The sequence below is a fragment of the Paenibacillus sp. HJGM_3 genome, assembly GCF_045062745.1.
Classification (GTDB): Bacteria; Bacillota; Bacilli; order Paenibacillales; family NBRC-103111; genus Paenibacillus_AA.
The window spans coordinates 40,392-57,619 of record NZ_JBJGED010000029.1; the positions used below are offsets into that span (position 1 = coordinate 40,392).

Annotated in this window: 19 protein-coding genes and 1 tRNA gene; 3 read left to right on the forward strand and 17 right to left on the reverse strand. The window is 57.9% G+C overall.

Going from position 1 to position 17,228, the window contains the following annotated elements; translation table 11 throughout:
- From ACI5FR_RS26290 to ACI5FR_RS26325, 8 genes are all read right to left on the reverse strand, one after another.
- Positions 1–702: a hypothetical protein gene (locus ACI5FR_RS26290; protein ID WP_405459986.1), complete on the reverse strand. Its 702-nt coding sequence runs from the start codon at positions 700–702 to the stop codon at positions 1–3.
- On the reverse strand, positions 699–986 hold the full coding sequence (locus ACI5FR_RS26295) for a hypothetical protein (protein WP_405459988.1): 288 nt from the start codon (positions 984–986) through the stop codon (positions 699–701). The genes ACI5FR_RS26290 and ACI5FR_RS26295 overlap by 4 nt, the downstream gene beginning before the upstream one ends.
- A 204-nt stretch (positions 987–1,190) precedes the next feature.
- Positions 1,191–3,380, reverse strand: a complete 2,190-nt coding sequence (locus tag ACI5FR_RS26300) for a winged helix-turn-helix domain-containing protein (RefSeq protein WP_405459990.1) — start codon at positions 3,378–3,380, stop codon at positions 1,191–1,193.
- A gap of 656 nt (positions 3,381–4,036) precedes the next feature.
- Positions 4,037–4,120: transfer RNA gene (locus ACI5FR_RS26305), tRNA-Leu, on the reverse strand.
- 71 nt (positions 4,121–4,191) lie between these two features.
- Positions 4,192–4,944, reverse strand: a complete 753-nt coding sequence (locus tag ACI5FR_RS26310; protein WP_405459991.1) for an adenosylcobinamide amidohydrolase — start codon at positions 4,942–4,944, stop codon at positions 4,192–4,194.
- The gene (locus ACI5FR_RS26315) at positions 4,941–5,153 is read right to left on the reverse strand and encodes a hypothetical protein (protein WP_405459994.1); all 213 of its coding nucleotides are present in this window, start codon (positions 5,151–5,153) and stop codon (positions 4,941–4,943) included. Before ACI5FR_RS26315 ends, ACI5FR_RS26310 begins: the two co-directional genes overlap by 4 nt.
- Before the next feature lie 87 nt (positions 5,154–5,240).
- Positions 5,241–5,567 (reverse strand): hypothetical protein, encoded by a 327-nt coding sequence (locus tag ACI5FR_RS26320; RefSeq protein WP_405459996.1) that lies wholly within the window; start codon positions 5,565–5,567, stop codon positions 5,241–5,243.
- A 114-nt stretch (positions 5,568–5,681) separates the two neighbouring features.
- The gene (locus tag ACI5FR_RS26325) at positions 5,682–6,251 is read right to left on the reverse strand and encodes a xanthine phosphoribosyltransferase (RefSeq protein WP_405459998.1); all 570 of its coding nucleotides are present in this window, start codon (positions 6,249–6,251) and stop codon (positions 5,682–5,684) included.
- 334 nt (positions 6,252–6,585) lie between these two features.
- Between ACI5FR_RS26325 and ACI5FR_RS26330 the strand changes: the two genes are divergently transcribed.
- On the forward strand, positions 6,586–7,338 hold the full coding sequence (locus ACI5FR_RS26330) for a hypothetical protein (RefSeq protein WP_405460000.1): 753 nt from the start codon (positions 6,586–6,588) through the stop codon (positions 7,336–7,338).
- Positions 7,339–7,447: 109 nt separating this feature from the next.
- On the opposite strand, the gene ACI5FR_RS26335 is transcribed toward ACI5FR_RS26330, so the two are convergent.
- Positions 7,448–8,068 carry a DedA family protein gene (locus ACI5FR_RS26335; RefSeq protein WP_405460002.1) on the reverse strand — a complete coding sequence of 207 codons (621 nt, stop codon included), beginning with the start codon at positions 8,066–8,068 and terminating at the stop codon, positions 7,448–7,450.
- A gap of 163 nt (positions 8,069–8,231) precedes the next feature.
- On the opposite strand from ACI5FR_RS26335, the gene ACI5FR_RS26340 reads away from it, so the two are divergent.
- Positions 8,232–9,275 carry a YkvI family membrane protein gene (locus ACI5FR_RS26340; RefSeq protein WP_405460004.1) on the forward strand — a complete coding sequence of 348 codons (1,044 nt, stop codon included), beginning with the start codon at positions 8,232–8,234 and terminating at the stop codon, positions 9,273–9,275.
- Here the strand turns inward: ACI5FR_RS26340 and ACI5FR_RS26345 are convergent.
- Both ACI5FR_RS26345 and ACI5FR_RS26350 read right to left on the reverse strand, forming a co-directional pair.
- Positions 9,195–9,650, reverse strand: a complete 456-nt coding sequence (locus ACI5FR_RS26345) for a hypothetical protein (protein WP_405460006.1) — start codon at positions 9,648–9,650, stop codon at positions 9,195–9,197. The two genes, ACI5FR_RS26340 and ACI5FR_RS26345, sit on opposite strands and share 81 nt — an antisense overlap.
- A gap of 84 nt (positions 9,651–9,734) precedes the next feature.
- The gene (locus ACI5FR_RS26350) at positions 9,735–10,073 is read right to left on the reverse strand and encodes a hypothetical protein (protein ID WP_405460008.1); all 339 of its coding nucleotides are present in this window, start codon (positions 10,071–10,073) and stop codon (positions 9,735–9,737) included.
- A gap of 72 nt (positions 10,074–10,145) precedes the next feature.
- Between ACI5FR_RS26350 and ACI5FR_RS26355 the strand changes: the two genes are divergently transcribed.
- The gene (locus ACI5FR_RS26355; protein ID WP_405460011.1) at positions 10,146–11,084 is read left to right on the forward strand and encodes an EamA family transporter; all 939 of its coding nucleotides are present in this window, start codon (positions 10,146–10,148) and stop codon (positions 11,082–11,084) included.
- 6 nt (positions 11,085–11,090) lie between these two features.
- On the opposite strand, the gene ACI5FR_RS26360 is transcribed toward ACI5FR_RS26355, so the two are convergent.
- The 6 genes from ACI5FR_RS26360 to ACI5FR_RS26385 all read right to left on the reverse strand — a co-directional run bounded on the left by ACI5FR_RS26360 (position 11,091) and on the right by ACI5FR_RS26385 (position 17,221).
- Positions 11,091–11,798, reverse strand: coding sequence for a FadR/GntR family transcriptional regulator (locus ACI5FR_RS26360; protein WP_405460013.1), 708 nt, complete (start codon positions 11,796–11,798; stop codon positions 11,091–11,093).
- Between the two features lie 40 nt (positions 11,799–11,838).
- Positions 11,839–12,720: a 2-hydroxy-3-oxopropionate reductase gene (garR, locus tag ACI5FR_RS26365; RefSeq protein WP_405460015.1), complete on the reverse strand. Its 882-nt coding sequence runs from the start codon at positions 12,718–12,720 to the stop codon at positions 11,839–11,841.
- Positions 12,721–12,750: 30 nt separating this feature from the next.
- Positions 12,751–13,641 (reverse strand): dihydrodipicolinate synthase family protein, encoded by an 891-nt coding sequence (locus tag ACI5FR_RS26370; protein ID WP_405460018.1) that lies wholly within the window; start codon positions 13,639–13,641, stop codon positions 12,751–12,753.
- A gap of 18 nt (positions 13,642–13,659) precedes the next feature.
- Positions 13,660–15,027, reverse strand: coding sequence for a glucarate dehydratase (gene gudD / locus ACI5FR_RS26375; protein WP_405460020.1), 1,368 nt, complete (start codon positions 15,025–15,027; stop codon positions 13,660–13,662).
- Between the two features lie 148 nt (positions 15,028–15,175).
- Positions 15,176–15,715, reverse strand: a complete 540-nt coding sequence (locus ACI5FR_RS26380) for a hypothetical protein (RefSeq protein WP_405460022.1) — start codon at positions 15,713–15,715, stop codon at positions 15,176–15,178.
- Between the two features lie 153 nt (positions 15,716–15,868).
- Positions 15,869–17,221 carry an extracellular solute-binding protein gene (locus ACI5FR_RS26385; protein ID WP_405460023.1) on the reverse strand — a complete coding sequence of 451 codons (1,353 nt, stop codon included), beginning with the start codon at positions 17,219–17,221 and terminating at the stop codon, positions 15,869–15,871.
- Positions 17,222–17,228 lie beyond the last annotated feature (7 nt).

The following is a 17,228-nucleotide window of genomic DNA, read 5'->3' on the forward strand; positions in this document are numbered from 1 at the left end:
TCAGGCTTTATCACGCCGTTCGGACCAGACCGAGTATCCCAACCAAGCCAGACCTAACCCTACCGGCACCGCCAGTATCCGATCGTACGGGTGATGAATCAGGGAAGACAGTGGGAGTGGCAGAAGGGTCCCTATGGCAAGCAGGGCGGCAGCCCAGCGCGACAAAATGCCTGCGCGGAACGTAGCGATGCCGAACAGCAGCCCGCCGAGTAAATACATGGCCCCTGTCACCGAATAGATCGTCTCGAGGTGTCCGACATTTATATCGCCGACATTGCCGCTTGGGATCCCCAGCATGCCCTCGACAAAGATTGGCGATTCGGCGGAGAGCGGTGGAGAGACAAAGGCTTCGATGAATTGAAAGGCCAATGTGAGCGTATAGAAGAGGCTAATCAAGAGATAGCCGGCCAAACCGAGCCAACCGGCCTTCTCCACTTGCCTGGCATAGATCCCCATTATGCCGAGTAGGCCTAGAAAGCACATAGCGACGCCCAAGTAGTGGACGATTGCCCATCGACCGGTGTGGACTGACGAAAGAATGTCGGCAGGATGGATCGTCTGCACGACGATAAAGAGGATCCCTGCCAGCATAGCCGCTAACCCCGCGAAACGGATGAGATTCGAGGCTGTTATCGCGGCTCGCCGGTTGGTTTGCACGTGCTCGTTCCCTTTAATAATTGCGGTTTCTTGATACGTGTTCATGGGTTTGTCTCCTTTGTTTTCATGTCCTGTCTGTTCGCCGATTCGGGATCAACTTGAATGACCGACACCAATGGGAGGCCGAGATCGCGCACTTTCCTGAGCAAGCCGTGCAATGCGGGCTGATCGTCTACCCGGACAATAAGGATGGTTGTTCCGTCGCTTTCATGGGTAAGGCTTAGCCCCTCAAACCAGTAGGTCCACCGGGCATCAAGGTGACCCTTAAGTCGTACTTCGTACAGTGCAGGTCCGTTGTGGTCTTCCGTTGATCCGTGTGTCTCGCTCATTCTTTACCTCCTTCATTTTCCTCGTGTGGATGCATCTCCACGTCGTTTCATGCGTTCCTTACATAATCAAAAGATACATGCTCATGTGGTGAGACGGCATCACCACAAGTGGTGATTGACGTGATGATTTTTTCGACAAGGGGCTTGGTGAAAATAAAAACGCCCCGCACTTCTGCCAGGGCGGGGTTGATCTATCAAGGCTTGCTATAACAAATCGAGTTCCACAGCGCGGCGGACGGCTGTCCGTCGGTTGTTGACCTCAAGCTTGTCGTAAATGTTCTTGGTATGGGTCCGCAAGGTGTTAAGGGACACCCTAAGTTCGCGGGCAATTTCCGGGCCGTTCAAGTCGGTTCCGAGCAGACGAAGCACATCACGTTCACGTTCGCTTAACGGTTCCATCAGCGGCTTGCTCACAACCTGCTTTCCAGTCGCTCTTACCTCAACATTTCCAAGCGATTCCAATAGGCCGCGGACATAGTTCGGGGCGATCCCTTGTTTCACGGCCGCTTCCAACAGGGCAGCCATGGGTCGGCCTTCGTCCACGAAGATGCGGATGTAGCCCTCCGGCTCGGCCAGTATTAATGCTCGTTCCAGGGGCACAAGCGCAGCAGGGATGTCGCCTTGCATATGATAAGCAAGTGCCTGTAAGACGAGGATTTCGATCGCGCATCCCGTCCGCTCGCCTTCTTCAGCAGCTTGAAGGAGACGCTTCAGAAGTCCCATTACCTCGAGCATGAAGCGGTCTGTACGGTCGCTCTTATACCGGGCCAAGAGCACCCTGGCCAGGGTGATGTGCTCGAATTCGCGCTCGTAACAAAGGTCGTCCGCCGCGGACAGACCCTTCTCCCGTGCCCAGTCGAGGGCTTCACCCAACCTTCCCTGCGCGACCCACACCCGTGTCTTCAACGCCGATGCAGGACGTACATCGAGGAAAAAGTCGCTCATATACAGGTTCTCTGCCTCATGGAGAAGGTCGAACGCACCGTTCAAATCTCCTTGGGCCTCCCGTACTCGAGCCATGGCGACGCGCCAGCGATACGGGTATTGCGGGAAGCCGGTGTGCTCGCCCTGCTCCTTGCTTCTCAACAAATACTGCGTGGCGGCATGCAGATCGTCATGCTCCCGACAGAGCTCGCTCATACCTACGTAAATGTCCGCCGTTCCCCGCAGATCAGGTTCGCCATGATCCGCCGCAAGCTGCAAGCCCCGCTCATACGTACGCATCGCCTCGTGGAGTCGGCCTTGCGCAATCCGTATTTCAGCCAGAGCGATAGCACCATTGATCGCGTCGGAGATCGCCCCCGCCAGCTGCACGTTAATCATGCCGGCTGCAAACATCCGGCGTGCTTCCTCGAGATCCCCGCTCCTCCATAAGGCGAGTCCCAGTAGTGCAGTTGCCGCTCCGCGCGGGAGATGGTCGTCCTCAGGCACGAGGTCGAGCACCTGTCGGGCGTATTTCGTAGCGGCTGGCACATCACCCAATACCAAGGCTAGTCCGGAACGGTACACGGCGATCAAACCCGGGAGACGGCGAAACTCCTCTTCGTCCACGACGACCATCTCGGCCGGCAGGGCTTGCTCCCGCTCACGCATGTCCGCCGCTGTCTCCAGCCACTGTTCGGCGTCTCGCAGTCGGTTCTCAACGGCGTCTAATTTGCCGCCGGCCAATAACGCCCCGGCATACCAAACGCTTAGCACAGGCCTGCATCGGACCAGCTCATCGGGGAGCGATTTCAGCCACCCCAGCATTGCAGCCTCCTGTCTGCTCCTGCGCAAGGCTGGTATAGCCAGCTCAACCAGGTCCGCCGCGCGTGCGAAATCCTCGGCGGCCAGCGCATGGCGGATCGCGTCGTCCGCCGAGCCATGCTGCTCGTACCATAGGCTTGCGCGCCGATGAAGCGCAGCTACTTGATCGGGCTGATCCGACCTTAAATACGCAGAGAGAACTTCGGCAAAAAGATGATGATAGCGATACCACCTGCGCCTGTCATCCAGTGGAACGACAAAAAAGTTGCCTAGCTCCAGGGACTGAAGCAGCGCGACGCCATCCTCACGGCCGGTGACGGCATCGCATAACGGGCCATGCAGCCGGTCGAGAATGGAGGTCTGAAGCAAGAAGCTTCGGATCGGGTCGGGCTGACGCTGCAGAACCTCTTCGACCAGATAGTCCATAATGTACCGATTGTCTCCGGCGAATTCCCGAATGAAGGCAGGAATATCTTTGCGCCCCTGCATCGAGAGCGCCGCCAGTTGAAGTCCCGCAATCCAGCCTTCGGTACGCGTCTCCAGGGCAGTCATTTCGTCTGCCGTAAGACCCAATCCCATAACCTGATTAAGGAATGCGGCCACTTCGCCGAGCGTAAAGCGCAGGTCGGTGTCTCGCAACTCGGTCAAGAGGCCTTGAGCACGTAACCGGCTTAAGGGAAGCTGCGGATTTTCACGTGTGGCGATGACCAGGTGCATCTGTGGAGGGAGATGCTCGAGCAGGAAGTTTAAAACATCGTCGATCCATTTGGCATCAATAACATGGTAGTCGTCCAGAACGAGGACAAATTTGTACGGGAGAGCTGAGATTTCATTGAGCAAGATGGTTAGTATCAATTCGGTTGACGGCGGCTGCGGGGAGTTGAGCGCACTAACCGCGCCTCCTCCAAAATGGTCCTCAATCGTCTGCAGAGCAGCGACAAGGTGAGTCAGGAAGCGCGTAGAGTCGATATCTCCTTCGTCCAGCGACAACCATGCGACAGGTCGATCACAACCGGCGACCCATTCGCTGACCAGCGTTGTTTTGCCAAAACCGGCTGAGGCGGAGATGAGGGTCAGCTTGCGGTCGAGACCCTCGTTCAGCCGCTCGATCAGGCGCGGCCTTTGGACAACTCTCGTCCGTGGCACGGGGATATACAGTTTGGTGGCCAAAATGGAAATATTCATCGATTGATCCTCATCGGTTATTTCGTACCGGAAGAAAGGAACTTAAGTAAGCAAAAAGGGTTTCAGTAAGCCCATTTAAAACCTAAGGCTTCCCAAAACCCTTTTAAATACTGCTCTGATGCGGTCGAGAGGACTCGAACCTCCACGGCTGTTACCCCACTAGAACCTGAATCTAGCGCGTCTGCCAATTCCGCCACGACCGCGTGTCGTTTGTTGCGGCGACAAGAAATAATATAGCACAGCTCGTCTAACGAAGTCAACACTTATTTCAAAATTATTTGTGGGCCTCCCTGACCCGCACATAATCAAGGTACTCCAAGGCGGCTTGGCGGCCTGCTTCGTACACGGTCCGGCCGATCAAATAGCCGAGCCGGGTGGCGGTGCCGGCATACGCATAGCGGGAGGCGCCACGCTGGGTGGCCGCGACGACGATGGCGTCCGTCGTCGTGCCGGTCGCGAGTCGGCCGTCCGGCCCCGCCGGGATGCGCAGCTCTTGCAGCAGGGCGGTCTTCGCCTCCGTGGCGGTGATGACGGCATTGACCATAGCCGCGTCCGTCATCCAACCGTCGACGAGAACGATGCTGTTGATCGTCCCCGGGTACAGTCGATCTACGTCCACAATGTCGCCGGCCCTGGCGGCGTTGCTGAGGCCTACGGTGACCCAGGCGCTGACCGTCAGGTCATCCAGCGCCATCGTTTCGTGGCCTGCATGTTCGACCCAGGCGGCGGTCAGCATGCCGGCGCAGTGCTCCGCCGGATAGCCCGTCCGCGACAAGAAGTCCCCCATCTCGCGAGCCGGATCGTCGCTCATGTATGATTTGGGCACCTGCCGGTTTATAATAAAATAACTCGTCTGAAACCCGCCTCCCCAGATGGAGGAGTTAAGCGTCCGGAGCGCCGTGTCCGAGGCGATGCAGAGCACCGGTTCGCCGTCATCATGAAGCAGGCCATGCCGGATGCCTGAGATCGCGCTTAGAAGCTGCAACCGTTCCTCGTGTCGTGGCCCCGGGTTCCCAATACTGGTCATTCCGCCTCGTCCCGCCCTTGGTTGGCCGGCTGATATTTATACTCGCGCGACAGCTTCACGACCCGACGGTTCGGCCTACGCACCATGACCGTATCGTCATCCCAAGCCACGATGAACCCGCGCACGTCATTTTCCGGCTCCGAATCCCGTACGACGCGAATTTTCGTCCCATTCACCCGATACATATTGAGCTGCTCGTCCGATATCATGGCTGTTCACTCCTTTCAAGCTGGATATAAAAACGGACAGGATAGAGGAGCCTACGCCGCCTCTCCCTGCCCGCTCTATGCGGCCACTTATCCAACATGTTCCTTCGTATCGTTCTTCTCGAACCAATCGTCCAGCACCTTGCTCGACATGACCCGGCGCTCTATATATTCAACCTGCTGGTCGGTAAAGATCGACTTCCACTCCATAGAAAGCTCGCTGAGCAGCTTCACGATGGTGAGCAGCTCCGACCACGCCACATATCGCTTATACCAGAAAAACTGAGGATGCTCGATCATGTAAGGATACAAATCGTCAAACTCGGTGTGCTTGCAGTCGAGAGCCCGTTCAAAATGAACCTTCGCTTCCGATAACTTGGTCATCATGTAATCGGCGGATAGCTGTACATTCCCCATTCCGATCGCCTCCTCTCTATAGCTCCCTTTCATTATAAATGAAAATGCACACGGAGGAAAGATTCCAATTCATCTCAGAAAGTAGTCCAACTGCAACCGGCGGCCTATCCACCCTTATAAAAACCGGACTTCGCCTTGCTCCAAAGATTGAATCTGCACAAGCGATTCGAGCCGAATGCCGCTCTCGCGGATCGTCCGGGCGCCGGCCTGGAAGCTCTTCTCGATCACGATGCCGAGCCCGACCAGCGTCGCGCCCGAACGCTCGATGACGCGAATCAGGCCGCGGGCGGCGTCTCCATTGGCGATGATGTCGTCGATGAGCAGCACGCGATCCTCGGGACCGAGCACGCTCTTCGAGACAAGAATATCAGTCACGATGCCTTTGGTGAACGACGGGACGCGCTCCGCATACACCTCGGTTTCGGTCGTCAACGTCTTCTTCCGGCGGGCAAATACGAGCGGGACCCCGAGCTCCAGAGCGGTGGCAAAGCCCACGGTGATGCCGGACGACTCAATCGTTAGCACCTTGGTAATCGAGTCTTCCCGGTACCGCTTGGCGAATTGCTTGCCCATTTCCATGATGAAGGGCGGATCTACCTGATGATTTAATATTTTATCCAAGTTCAACACTTGTTGGCTTACGATATTGGCTTCTTGTTGGATGCGTCGCTTCAGTTCTTCCATGAGATTCCTCCTAAGGCGTTTCCTTTCCGTTAAGGTACCACATTCGCCGAAGAACATTCAAGGGGAGCCATACCTGGAAACGTAAAAAAATCCCGAAAGGATGCAACTATTTCCCAGGTCGATTCGTCTTAGTAAGTAGAAGCAAGAAAACAATGGTATTGGCAGCGATTGGAAGAACCTTCAGGCAAGAGATGGCGGTTGGGACGCCGAAACAAGCGGATTTGGGGGCAATTGGGCTTTGTCTGGATAGGCCCGGGAACGGTATGATGGGATTGTTTGCACAACATCTATCCAATAGACAAAGAGAAGCTTGAACCGGAGAAGGAGAAACGCTATGAGAAACAAACCTGTTGTGCATGGGGTACTCGCAATCGCGCTCGTCACCCTGTCGGCTGTCGCCAGCGGCTGCAGCGGCACGTCGAAGCCGGGAGAGGCCAGTCCGGTCCCTACGCAGGAGCCGGGGGTGAAGCTCGGCGTAACGGCCACGCCCCCCGCGATCGCGCAGCCATCCGATCAAGGTCCGGCGAAGCCGGGAGGGACCGGCGGGACGGACGAGGCGCACGGCGACATTCAGACCGCTTCCAGCGGCGGAGGCAGCCAAGCGGACAACAGTCAGGCGGCCGGGAAGAACGTTACGGCCTCCTCGGACTCGACGACGCCGGAGGATAAGGCGACTCCTCCGCCTGTAGAAGGGTACACGGTGAAGAAGCCGTCGCTGATGGGCATTACGCTTGCGGACACGACGGCCTCCGTCACGCTCAGGCTGGGCAAGCCGGAGAACGAGTACACGATGGAAGATGAGACGGATCCGATCGTGGCGTACGAGTACCGCGGATTCATCGTCGGCTTCAGCAAGGCGAAGCTCGTGCAGTTCGTGGAGATTACGAGCGGCGAGGTCAATCCGGGGCTGAACGGCTTCAAGCTCGGCCAGTCTGCGAAAGAAGCGGTGGACGCCCTCGGCAAGCCGGACGCGAGCACGAAGTACGCGCTCTCCTACAAGAGCGCCGGGACGATCCTGAAGCTGGACGTCGATCCCGTCTCGCAGAATGTGCTGTCCATCAAGCTGTATGCCGACCAGAAAGCTTAATTCGAGTTCCCATAACCGTCAAACAAACTAAATCCCTTGCTGCCTTCCCATCGAAGGTATGCAAGGGATTTTTAGATTTCTAATAACACGGCTTCGATCAGAAGCTTTCTTATACGCCGTTTTTTCGCATAGGACCGCCCTTCTTGCGCAAACGCAAAAATACCAGAACAAGCAGCAGCATCACCCCGATGCCGATCGCGACCCCACGTCCCAAGTAAACGTGAATCATGTTCAGGACGGCCTCCCAGTTGTGGCCGATGATTCGTCCGAGCGTGATGAAGCTGAAGCACCACACGAGCGCGCCGCTCCCCGCATAGACGAGGTATAACCAAAACCGCATCCTGCTCATGCCGGCCAAGTAACATGTCAATTGACGAACCCCCGGGACGAAATATCCGAAAGAAACGGTCCAGACGCCATACTTCTGGAACCACTTCTCCGCACGGGCGAGCCGGGCCGGCGTCAAGAGGAACCACTTGCCGTACCGATCCAGGAACGGCTTGCCCACCCGGCGGCCGATCCAGTAGCTGATCACCATGCCGGTCATCGTGCCGGCGAAGCACACCGCAATGGATCCGGCCAAGGTTAAGTGGTCAAAGGCGGTTAGAGACCCGATAAACGTCATCAGCGTCTCTTCCGGGATCGGCAAGCCGATCATGCCAAGAGCTAGAAAGCCAAACAAAGCCATATATCGAAACGTCCAGATCAATTCGAAGATGTAGGAAAGCACGGCAGCACGCTCCCTTTTGCGGGATCATCTTGCCCGTATTATAAAAGATCGGCCGAGGTTGTGCAAACCGGTCGCCGGAAATATGATCTTTTTTCCCCCTTTCCTTCATAACTTGTACAGTAGCCAAGCTACCAAATCAAGAGTGAAGGACGTGCATGCCGCGATGAAAGCATGGGGAACCGTCTTGCAAATCGCCTTTACATATATTGGAACGATCGTAGGCGCGGGATTCGCGACCGGGCAAGAAATTTTGCAGTTCTTCAGCCGGTACGGCTGGATGGCCACGATTACGATCACCCTCGCCGGACTGCTGTTCATCTGGCTCGGCACGAAGGTCATGCTGCTCGCAAATCAGATCAAGGCGAGCTCCTACGAGGACTTGAACCGGTATTTGTTCGGCCCGCGGCTCGGCAATGCGTTCAGCCTCTTCTCTCTGGTCGTTCTGTTCGGCATCAATGCCGTCATGCTGGCCGGAGCCGGCTCCGTGTTCCGGGAGCATTTCAATCTGCCGTATCAATACGGACTTCTCTTCACGCTGCTGCTGGCATATGGGGTCATAACGGGCGGACTGAAAGCACTCATGGCCGTGAACAGCCTGGTCGTCCCGATGATGTTCCTGTTCAGCATCCTGATGGTGACCGCCGCCATCGGTTCTCCCAATGCGGGTAACTGGCTGACGTGGTCGAGCGATTACAACCCGGTCCGAATATGGACGGCCCCTCTGCTCTACGTGGCGTTCAACCTGGCGACCGCGCAGGCCGTACTCGTCCCGCTCGGTGCCGCGACGAAAAACCCGCACCTCCTGAAGAAGGGCGGGTGGTTGGGCGGCATCGGCATCAGCCTGATGCTGCTGGGCGGGCATTTCGCCCTCTCCTCGCAAATGCCGGGTATCGCCCAGTTCGAAATTCCGATGTCCCATCTGATCGGCCGGCTCGGCCACGGCGTTCAGCTCGCGTTCATCGCGGTGATCTTCGGGGAAATCTTCACCACCCTGATCGCGAACGTGTACGGCCTGACGCTTCAGCTCCGACAGCGTACAAGCTTCTCCTACAACGGCATCGTCCTGTCCATCTTGCTCGCGAGCTACGTGGTTGGCCAGATCGGGTTCAGCACGCTGCTGTCGACGTTATACCCGCTGTTCGGCGTGATAAGCATGCTCTGGTTCGTCCGCATGATCCATCCGCGCGGTACGGCTCCCCCGATGTAGCCGAATGAGCGTCGCGATGCGGATGAAGGAGAACAGCATTCCCAGTAGGCAAAAGATAAAGCCGCACAGCAAGTACCCGTAGTGATATGGGGGGAACTGCTCCCGATCGCGGGCAACGGCCAGCAGGTCGGTGAACAGGAACACGGCGCCTACGCCGAACAGCAGGATGACCGCATAGTCCCACACCATCCAGCCCTTCAGCAAAGGGGTCAAGGACCCGGTCTTCGCCGCTGCTGCCGCATCATCGCTCGAATCCGATTCCGGCGGCGCTTGCTTCGCCTTGCGCTCCATATAGAACGACCAGGCCGTGAACAAGGCGGCGCCCGTAACGAACAAGCCGATCAAACTTCCGAATATCGCCAAACCCGTATACATCTATGTCCCTCCTTTTCCTTGTACAATGTGAACTTATGCTCGGTCGGCCAATCCCATTCCTGTCCATACGCCCCAGGAAACCGATCAGCCCAAGTAAAAGACGAGCAGCCAAGTCAAAAAGAAGGCGACGGGCGGAAGCGCCCAAAGTGCGGCGTATCCTATACGGTCCGGCCAATCGGGAATCGGCCTCATGATCGTCCGGGTCATGAACCGATCCCAGAACGTGGAGCCCGGCCCGTCGTAATCGGGACGGGGGGCCAAGCCCTTCCGGTGCTCGCCGAGCTCCATCCGGCCCCGCTTCCATCCGACTTGATATGTAATTTCCCGTTTCAGCGGTTTGTTGTCCTCCTGCACCCGGCACTCCTCCTGATACGGTTTTAACGAATATGATCGGCCTGTAGCCAATTCATGGATTGCTCTCATTGTACTACACCTCCCCGGCGAATTGTAGTATGATACGAGTGGTTCTAAGCCTTCAAGAGAGAGGATCCGGACATGATGTGGCTTGTATATGCGGCGCTGGCCGCGGTGTGCTTCGGCATGCGGGGCATTTTGTATCACTGGACATCGCAAAAGCCGATCGATCGGAACACGATGCTGCTCGGCGTGTATCTATGCGGCGCGCTCATCGCCGGTGTATTCGCGCTGCTGCTGCATCAGGAGTGGAGCCCGGGCGTCTGGATGGGGCTGTCGATGGGGCTCTTCTCGTATATCTCCAACGCGGCTATGTTCCGCGGCTTCGCAGTAGGTAAAGCGTCGCTGGTCGCCATCTGCACGGCGCTCACACCGCTCGTGGTGGTCGGGATTTCCTACGGCCTGTGGAACGAGACGCTGACTTTCCCGCAGACGGCCGCCCTGATCGTCATCCTGGCCGGGATCGTCATGATCCGGTACTCGAACGACATTTCGCTGCGGAACTTGAAGGGCGTGCACTGGGCGCTGCTGGCCATGCTTACGTTCGGCCTCACGGACGTGTCGTCCAAACAGGCGATGCTGTGGAACGCGGATAAGCTGCCGACGCTGTTCGTCATGTATGCCACGGGCTCCGTCCTGTTCTTCCTGTCGTGGTACCGGAACGTGCTTAGCACTGTCAAGGGCGCGAAGCTCTCCGGCAGCCGGAACGAAATCGCCGCGACATTGGAGGCAAGCGACTTGCGCGCCCGAGAAGAGCAAGAGCGCCCTGCCCGGTGGTCAACGGGACGGACGCTCTTCGTTGGGATGGCGGTAGGCTTGAGCAACATCTCGGGCATGATGCTGATCCTGCCGGCTTTCGAGTTGGGCGTGACCGGGCTGGTATCCGCGATCGTGGCGACCTCTGTGCTGCTCATTTTGCTATACGCCCGGTTCGTGCTGAAGGAAGTGTGGTCCGTGCTCGAGTTGATCGGAATCTTCACGACGATCGCGGGCGTACTGATCCTCCGCTTGCTGGGCTAAGGCGGACTAAGGCTTCCCGCCGGAGTAATCCTTCAGCAGCTTTTGCCTCACATAGTCGAGATGCCTGTACATGTGGCCGAACGCCGCATACGGATCCCGCGCGGCGAGCGCCTCGTAAATGTCGGTGTGGAATTTCACCGTTACATCGCGCTCCCGGTACTTGATCTTTCTGTTCATGCGGTCATGCGTGACGAGCAGCGACTCGCTCATGCCCCCCACGATCGGGTTGCCTGCGCTCTCCGCGATCAGGCGATGGAACGTCTTGTCGATCTCGCCGTAGTTGTTGTCCACCGACTCGGCGATCTGATCGATCGTCACCCGGAGCCGGGCGAGCTGCTCGTCCGTGATGCGCTCCGCCGCCATCGTGACGAGCCCGAGCTCGAGCGCCATCCGGGCTTCGATGATCGCCGGCATGTTGTCAACAGCGAGGGCGAGCATGAGCGAGAACGGCTTGCTGCCGATCGTATCGTTGAAATACGTGCCGCCGCGCGGTCTTCTCGTGACGACCTCCAGCGTCTCCAGCGAGCTCAGCGCCTCGCGCAGCACGGGCCGGCTCACCTCCAGCATCCGCATCAATTCCATCTCGGGAGGCAGCCGGTCCCCCGGCTTCAGTTGCCCGCTCATCAGCAGCTGTACGATGCGCTCCACGACCTGCTTCGCGAGCGTCTGGCGCTTGACCGATTCCACTTCCAAATTCGTATGTGTACCATCCACGATTGAAGTTCCCCTTACTCTTCCAATTGATTCATCTATTCTACCGTTTCACTTCGACCTTAGCCAGCTTTTCATAAAACTGCACCAGACTCCCGTGATCCCGTTCGCCCATGCCGTCCGCCTTCAGAGCCTGCATCATCTCCATCACCTGAGCCGTTAGCGGCAGCGGAACGCCTACCTCGTGAGACGTTTCGAGCACATTGTGCAAATCCTTCATATGGAGATTCAGCCGGAAGCCCGGATCGAACTTGCGGTCTAGCACGAGCGGCGCCTTAGCCTCAAGCACCGTACTGCCCGCGAGACCGCCTCGGATCGCCTGGAAGACGAGCTCCGGCTGAACGCCGGCCTTGCTCGCCAGCACGAGCGCTTCCGACATCGCCGCGAGATGGATCGCCACCATGATCTGATTCGCCAGCTTCGTGACGTTGCCCGCGCCGATCTCCCCGGTCCGCACGACGGAGGCCGCCATCGTCTTCATCACGTCATAACACCGGTCGAACACCTCTTCTTTGCCGCCGACCATGACCGAGAGCGTGCCTTCGATCGCTTTGGGTTGCCCGCCGCTCACGGGGGCATCGAGCATGTCGACGCCGGCCTTCTCCAGCTCCCGCGCGATCTCCTGACTGACGAGCGGCGCAATGGAGCTCATGTCGATGACGACAGACCCTCTCGGTGCCCCTTCGATAATACCGTCGGGACCGAGCACGACTTCCCTGACCTGCGGCGAATTCGGCAGCATCGTGATGACGATGTCCGACCGCTCCGCGACCGCCTTTGGAGTGGGGGCTGCCGTTACGCCTTCGGCGACGAGCTCGCCCGCCGCCCGGTTCCGCTCCAGCACGATCAGCTCGTACCCGGCGCGAAGCAGGTGGCGGCTCATCGGCTTTCCCATGATGCCTAATCCGATGAAGCCAATTTTCATATTGGATCCTCCTCTGTTATAAGTTCTCTATCACAATGCTCCCATTTGCTGCAAAATGGCCTTCAGCTTCTCCCGATTCCCTTCTGTAGCCGGTGTATTAGGCAGAATCGAAGCGCCGACCGGCACGCCGAGCAAATTCATCGCTTCCTTGGTGACGACCGGGAAGCTCGCCAGGTTGAAGGCGAGCCGGAGCGGTGCGAGCTTGAACTGCGCTTCCAGCGCACCCTGCATGTCTCCGTTCCGGAATTTCTCGTAGATCTCTACGACGAGCGCCGGCACGATGTTGGCGGTGGACGCGACGCAGCCGACCGCCCCGTATGCCAAGGAGCCGTAAATCATCGTGTCGCGGCCGGCCATCACGCGAAACCCGGTATGCCGGGTTCGGCGGATATATTCCGCCGTCAGCGTCATGTCCCCGCTGCTGTCCTTTACCCCGACAACATTCGGGAGGTGCGCCAGCCGCTCGATCAGGTTCGCGGTGATGTTGTTGCCTACCCGATCCGGATTGTTGTACAGCAGTACGGGCAGCGATGTAGCTTCGGCAATACGGCGAAAATGCGTGTACAGCTCCTCCTCCGTCGATGTGAGAAACATCGGAGGTAAAATCGTGAGCGCTTGCACCCCAAGCGTCTCCCCAAGCCGGGCTAGCCGGATGCACGCCTTCGTCGTGATCGCCCCAATGCCCATGTACACCGGCACACGTCCCGCCGTCTGATCCAGGGTGATGCGGACGGCCCGCTCCTGCTCATCCTCGTCAAGTCCATAAAACTCCCCGTTGCTGCCAAGCGACAAAATGCCGTGCACCCCGCCTGCCAGCACATGCTCTACGACGCCCCGCAATCGCTCCTCATCCACAAGCTCCTCCGTATCCACCGGGGTCACGATCGGCGGGATGACGCCGTGAATCCATGTCGTCTCCATTGGTTTCCACTCCTCCTCTTAACGAACCAGACAGGGGCTTTTCGGATTGAAGGTCCATCCGGCGCATAGGAATTGCATCGCAATAGCGTCGTCCCGCGCTCCGAGGCCATGCTGCAGGTACAACCGATGCGCTTCCTCGAGCCGCTCCATATCGAGCTCGACGCCGAGACCCGGCGTAGTAGGGACGTCGACCATGCCGTTCACGATGCGGAGAGGCTGCTTCGTCAGCCGCTCGCCGTCCTGCCAGATCCAGTGCGTGTCAATTGCCGTGATGTGGCCCGGGGCAGCCGCGGCGACATGGGTGAACATCGCGAGTGAGATATCGAAATGATTGTTGGAATGCGAGCCCCAGGTGAGCCCCCACTCCTGGCACATCTGGGCGACGCGAATCGAGCCGTGCATCGTCCAGAAATGCGGATCGGCGAGCGGGATGTCGACCGCCTGCAGCTGAATCGCATGCCCCATCTGCCGCCAGTCGGTCGCGATCATGTTCGTCGCCGTCGGCAGCCCGGTCGAGCGGCGGAATTCCGCCATCACCTCGCGGCCGGAATAGCCGTTCTCCGCGCCGCACGGATCCTCCGCGTAGGCGAGCACCTTCCGCCGGTCCCGGCACAGTCGGACCGCTTCCTCCAGCGACCACGCTCCGTTCGGATCGAGCGTGATGCGCGCCTGCGGGAATCGCTCGGCGAGCGCCGTGACTGCCTCGATCTCTTCCTCGCCCCGCATGACCCCGCCTTTCAGCTTGAAATCCTGGAACCCATAGCGCTCATGCGCTGCTTCCGCAAGCTTCACGATCGCCTCAGGGGTCAGGGCTGCTTCGTTCCGGAGCCGCTCCCAATCGTCCCTTCCATCCGGCTCGGCGCGGTAAGGGAGCTTCGTCCGCGTCCGGTCGCCGATATAGAACAAGTACCCGAGCATCGCTACGCGTTCGCGCTGCTGGCCTTCCCCGAGCAGGGCCGCTACCGGCACATGAAGGAACTGCCCTAGCAGATCGAGCAGCGCCGCTTCGAGAGCCGTTACTGCATGAATCGCCACCCGCAGGTCGAACGTCTGCAGCCCCCGGCCGCCGGTATCCAACCTGCCGAACTGCCGGCGCACGACGTTCAAGATCTGGTTGTATGTGCCGATCGAATGCCCTACGATCATGGGGCGGACTTCCTCCAGCACTTGGCGGATGCTCTCTCCGCCGGGAACTTCGCCCACCCCCATATGACCCGAGTTGTCCTTCAGGATTACGATGTTCCGGGTGAAATAGGGGGCATGGGCGCCGCTCAAGTTCAGCAGCATGCTGTCGCGCCCGGCTACGGGAACGACCCGCATTTCGGTAATGACGGGGGTTCCGGTAACTTGCGGGATGAACGGATCGGAATTTTTTTCCTGACTCAACCTCATCACTCCTACATAGAATGATAACGCTTGCATTTAGGAATGCCTGGAGGCCGCAACACATTCGTGCAATTCAACCGTAGGAGCGCTCGAATGATCTTGCCGCCTGTTTATGTATAATTGTAAGACAATTAGTTTTGTCCGTCAATTAGCGATTAGTGAAATGCTTTTTAGGGATGATCTCAAGGCTCGCTTCATCGGTCTGCAGTTCATAGCGCTTTTCTACTCCCCCCTCCATCATCGTAAAGCGCGCGGTCGCTGAAACCTTGTAGTTGCCGGGGGCCGCGAGCTTATAGGCGTATGATTCGGAAATCGTAATTTTCTCTTTCAGGACTCTAGAAATACCGACGTCCACCATTGCAAACGTATTGACCTGATTTCCGCCGCTGTCGCGGATCGTAAAGTAAAAAACACCGCCCGCATGCATCATCCTGACTTCATCGTCGCTTAACTTCTGCAGATCGGCCTTCATCTCAAACACTTCATTGGCTTTGGCTTGCTCAGGGACTTCCATCCTTACTGCGAATAGTCCGGTATTCGTCTCTAGTTCGGGCTCGGTCGCAGGAAGGGAGGGAGGTGCCACCTGCTCAGTTGCTTCCGGCCAAGGCTCTGCCGATGGGGAAATCTGACTGCACCCGCACCCAGCTAAGGCAAGGACTGCCACGCATACAAACACGCATAGTTTCAACTAAATACTACCTCCGCTGTAATGGACGCACCGGCAGTGAAAATGGTTACTAATTGACAACCCTAGCGACTTGACTTGCACAAAAAGACGCTTCCGATAGGAAGCGCCAGAATGTTAGGTTAGGTAGATCTCATACGGATCAGCTGCGGATCGTCAAGAAGAAGCCTGCTCCGCATTGGCTTTCGTCAGCAACGCCTGGGCTCGTTTTCCAATCGATTTCACCGCTTCCTCCACGGACTTCGTTCCTTTCACCGCCAGATCGATCTCTTCCCCGACGATCAGCTCGAATGAAGGAATGAAATTGACCGGCACCGGAAGCAGCCCTGAAGCGTTCCGATCGTCGCGCTTCAATTTGTAAAAAGCGTCCAGGCTGCGCCCGTCCGGGTCCTTCGCGAAGGCAAGCCGCGTGGACAAGCTATCCGACGTCTTCACGCCGACCTTGGCCGCTTCGGCCGAATTGAAATATTGCACGACCTCCCAGGCCGTATCCGCATGCTCCGCCTTCGCCGCGATCGAGAAGATCGTGCCGACGCTCAAGTTGCGGGTCACGTCCGGATTGCTCGGATCGACCGGCACGGTCACGACGTCCCAGTTCAGCTTGGCACCCCTTTGCTTCATCCGCATCATCTGTTCCGTGCCGCTAATCATCATCGCCGCCCGCCCCGCACTGAACAGATCCATCGTCATCGTCTCCGTCGGGCCATAGTTGATCGGCTTGCCGCCACTGTCATAATAATACAGATTCCCGCTGCGGAACCCTTCGATCACCGTCCGGAACGCTAGCAGCCATGCGGGCGAGTCCATCGTGATCGTCTGACCGTCCGCGCTGACATACGTCAGGCCGTTCGTCGCCGCTATGTCATTCACCCAATCGAAAGCGGTCCGGTATTTCTCGTGTATCCCATAGATTCGCTCGTCCACGTTTGGGTTTACCGGGAACCGGCGGGCCAGCAGCATCGTCTCCTCCCAAGTCATTTTGTCGTGCGGGTAGGGGATCTGGTACCGGTCGAATAAATCTTTGTTGTAATACAGCGCGGTGCTCGTGAACTGCGGAGCCAGTCCCAGCAGCTTGTTCTGTCCTTTGCTCTTCAGCAGATCGATCGCGGCCGGAGATATTTCATCGAGATCGAAACGACTTTTCTTAACGAAGGGAGTCAAATCCACCAGCTTGTTCGCCGCGGCGAGTTTTTCGTAATCCCAAACGTTCGTGAGCAGCAGGTCCGGCTTCAGCTCGTCGATCATTTTGGAGTAGACGTCAAGGATTGGGACACCCGGCTGGTACAGCGTGTTCATAGGAATAACCTCGACTTCCACGTCCGGAAACTTGACCGCGAAATAGTCGCCGTAAACCGACTGAAAATTTTGTTCGTCATAGTAAGGGATGCGGAGCGGCTTCTTAGTCTCCTCTGAAGGCGCTTGGCTGCAGCCGGCGCCCAGCAGAAGCAGGAGAGCGAGTGCGGCCCGAACCGGGGTGAACGGATCGATTCGACGGGATTGTATCGGCATGCGGCTC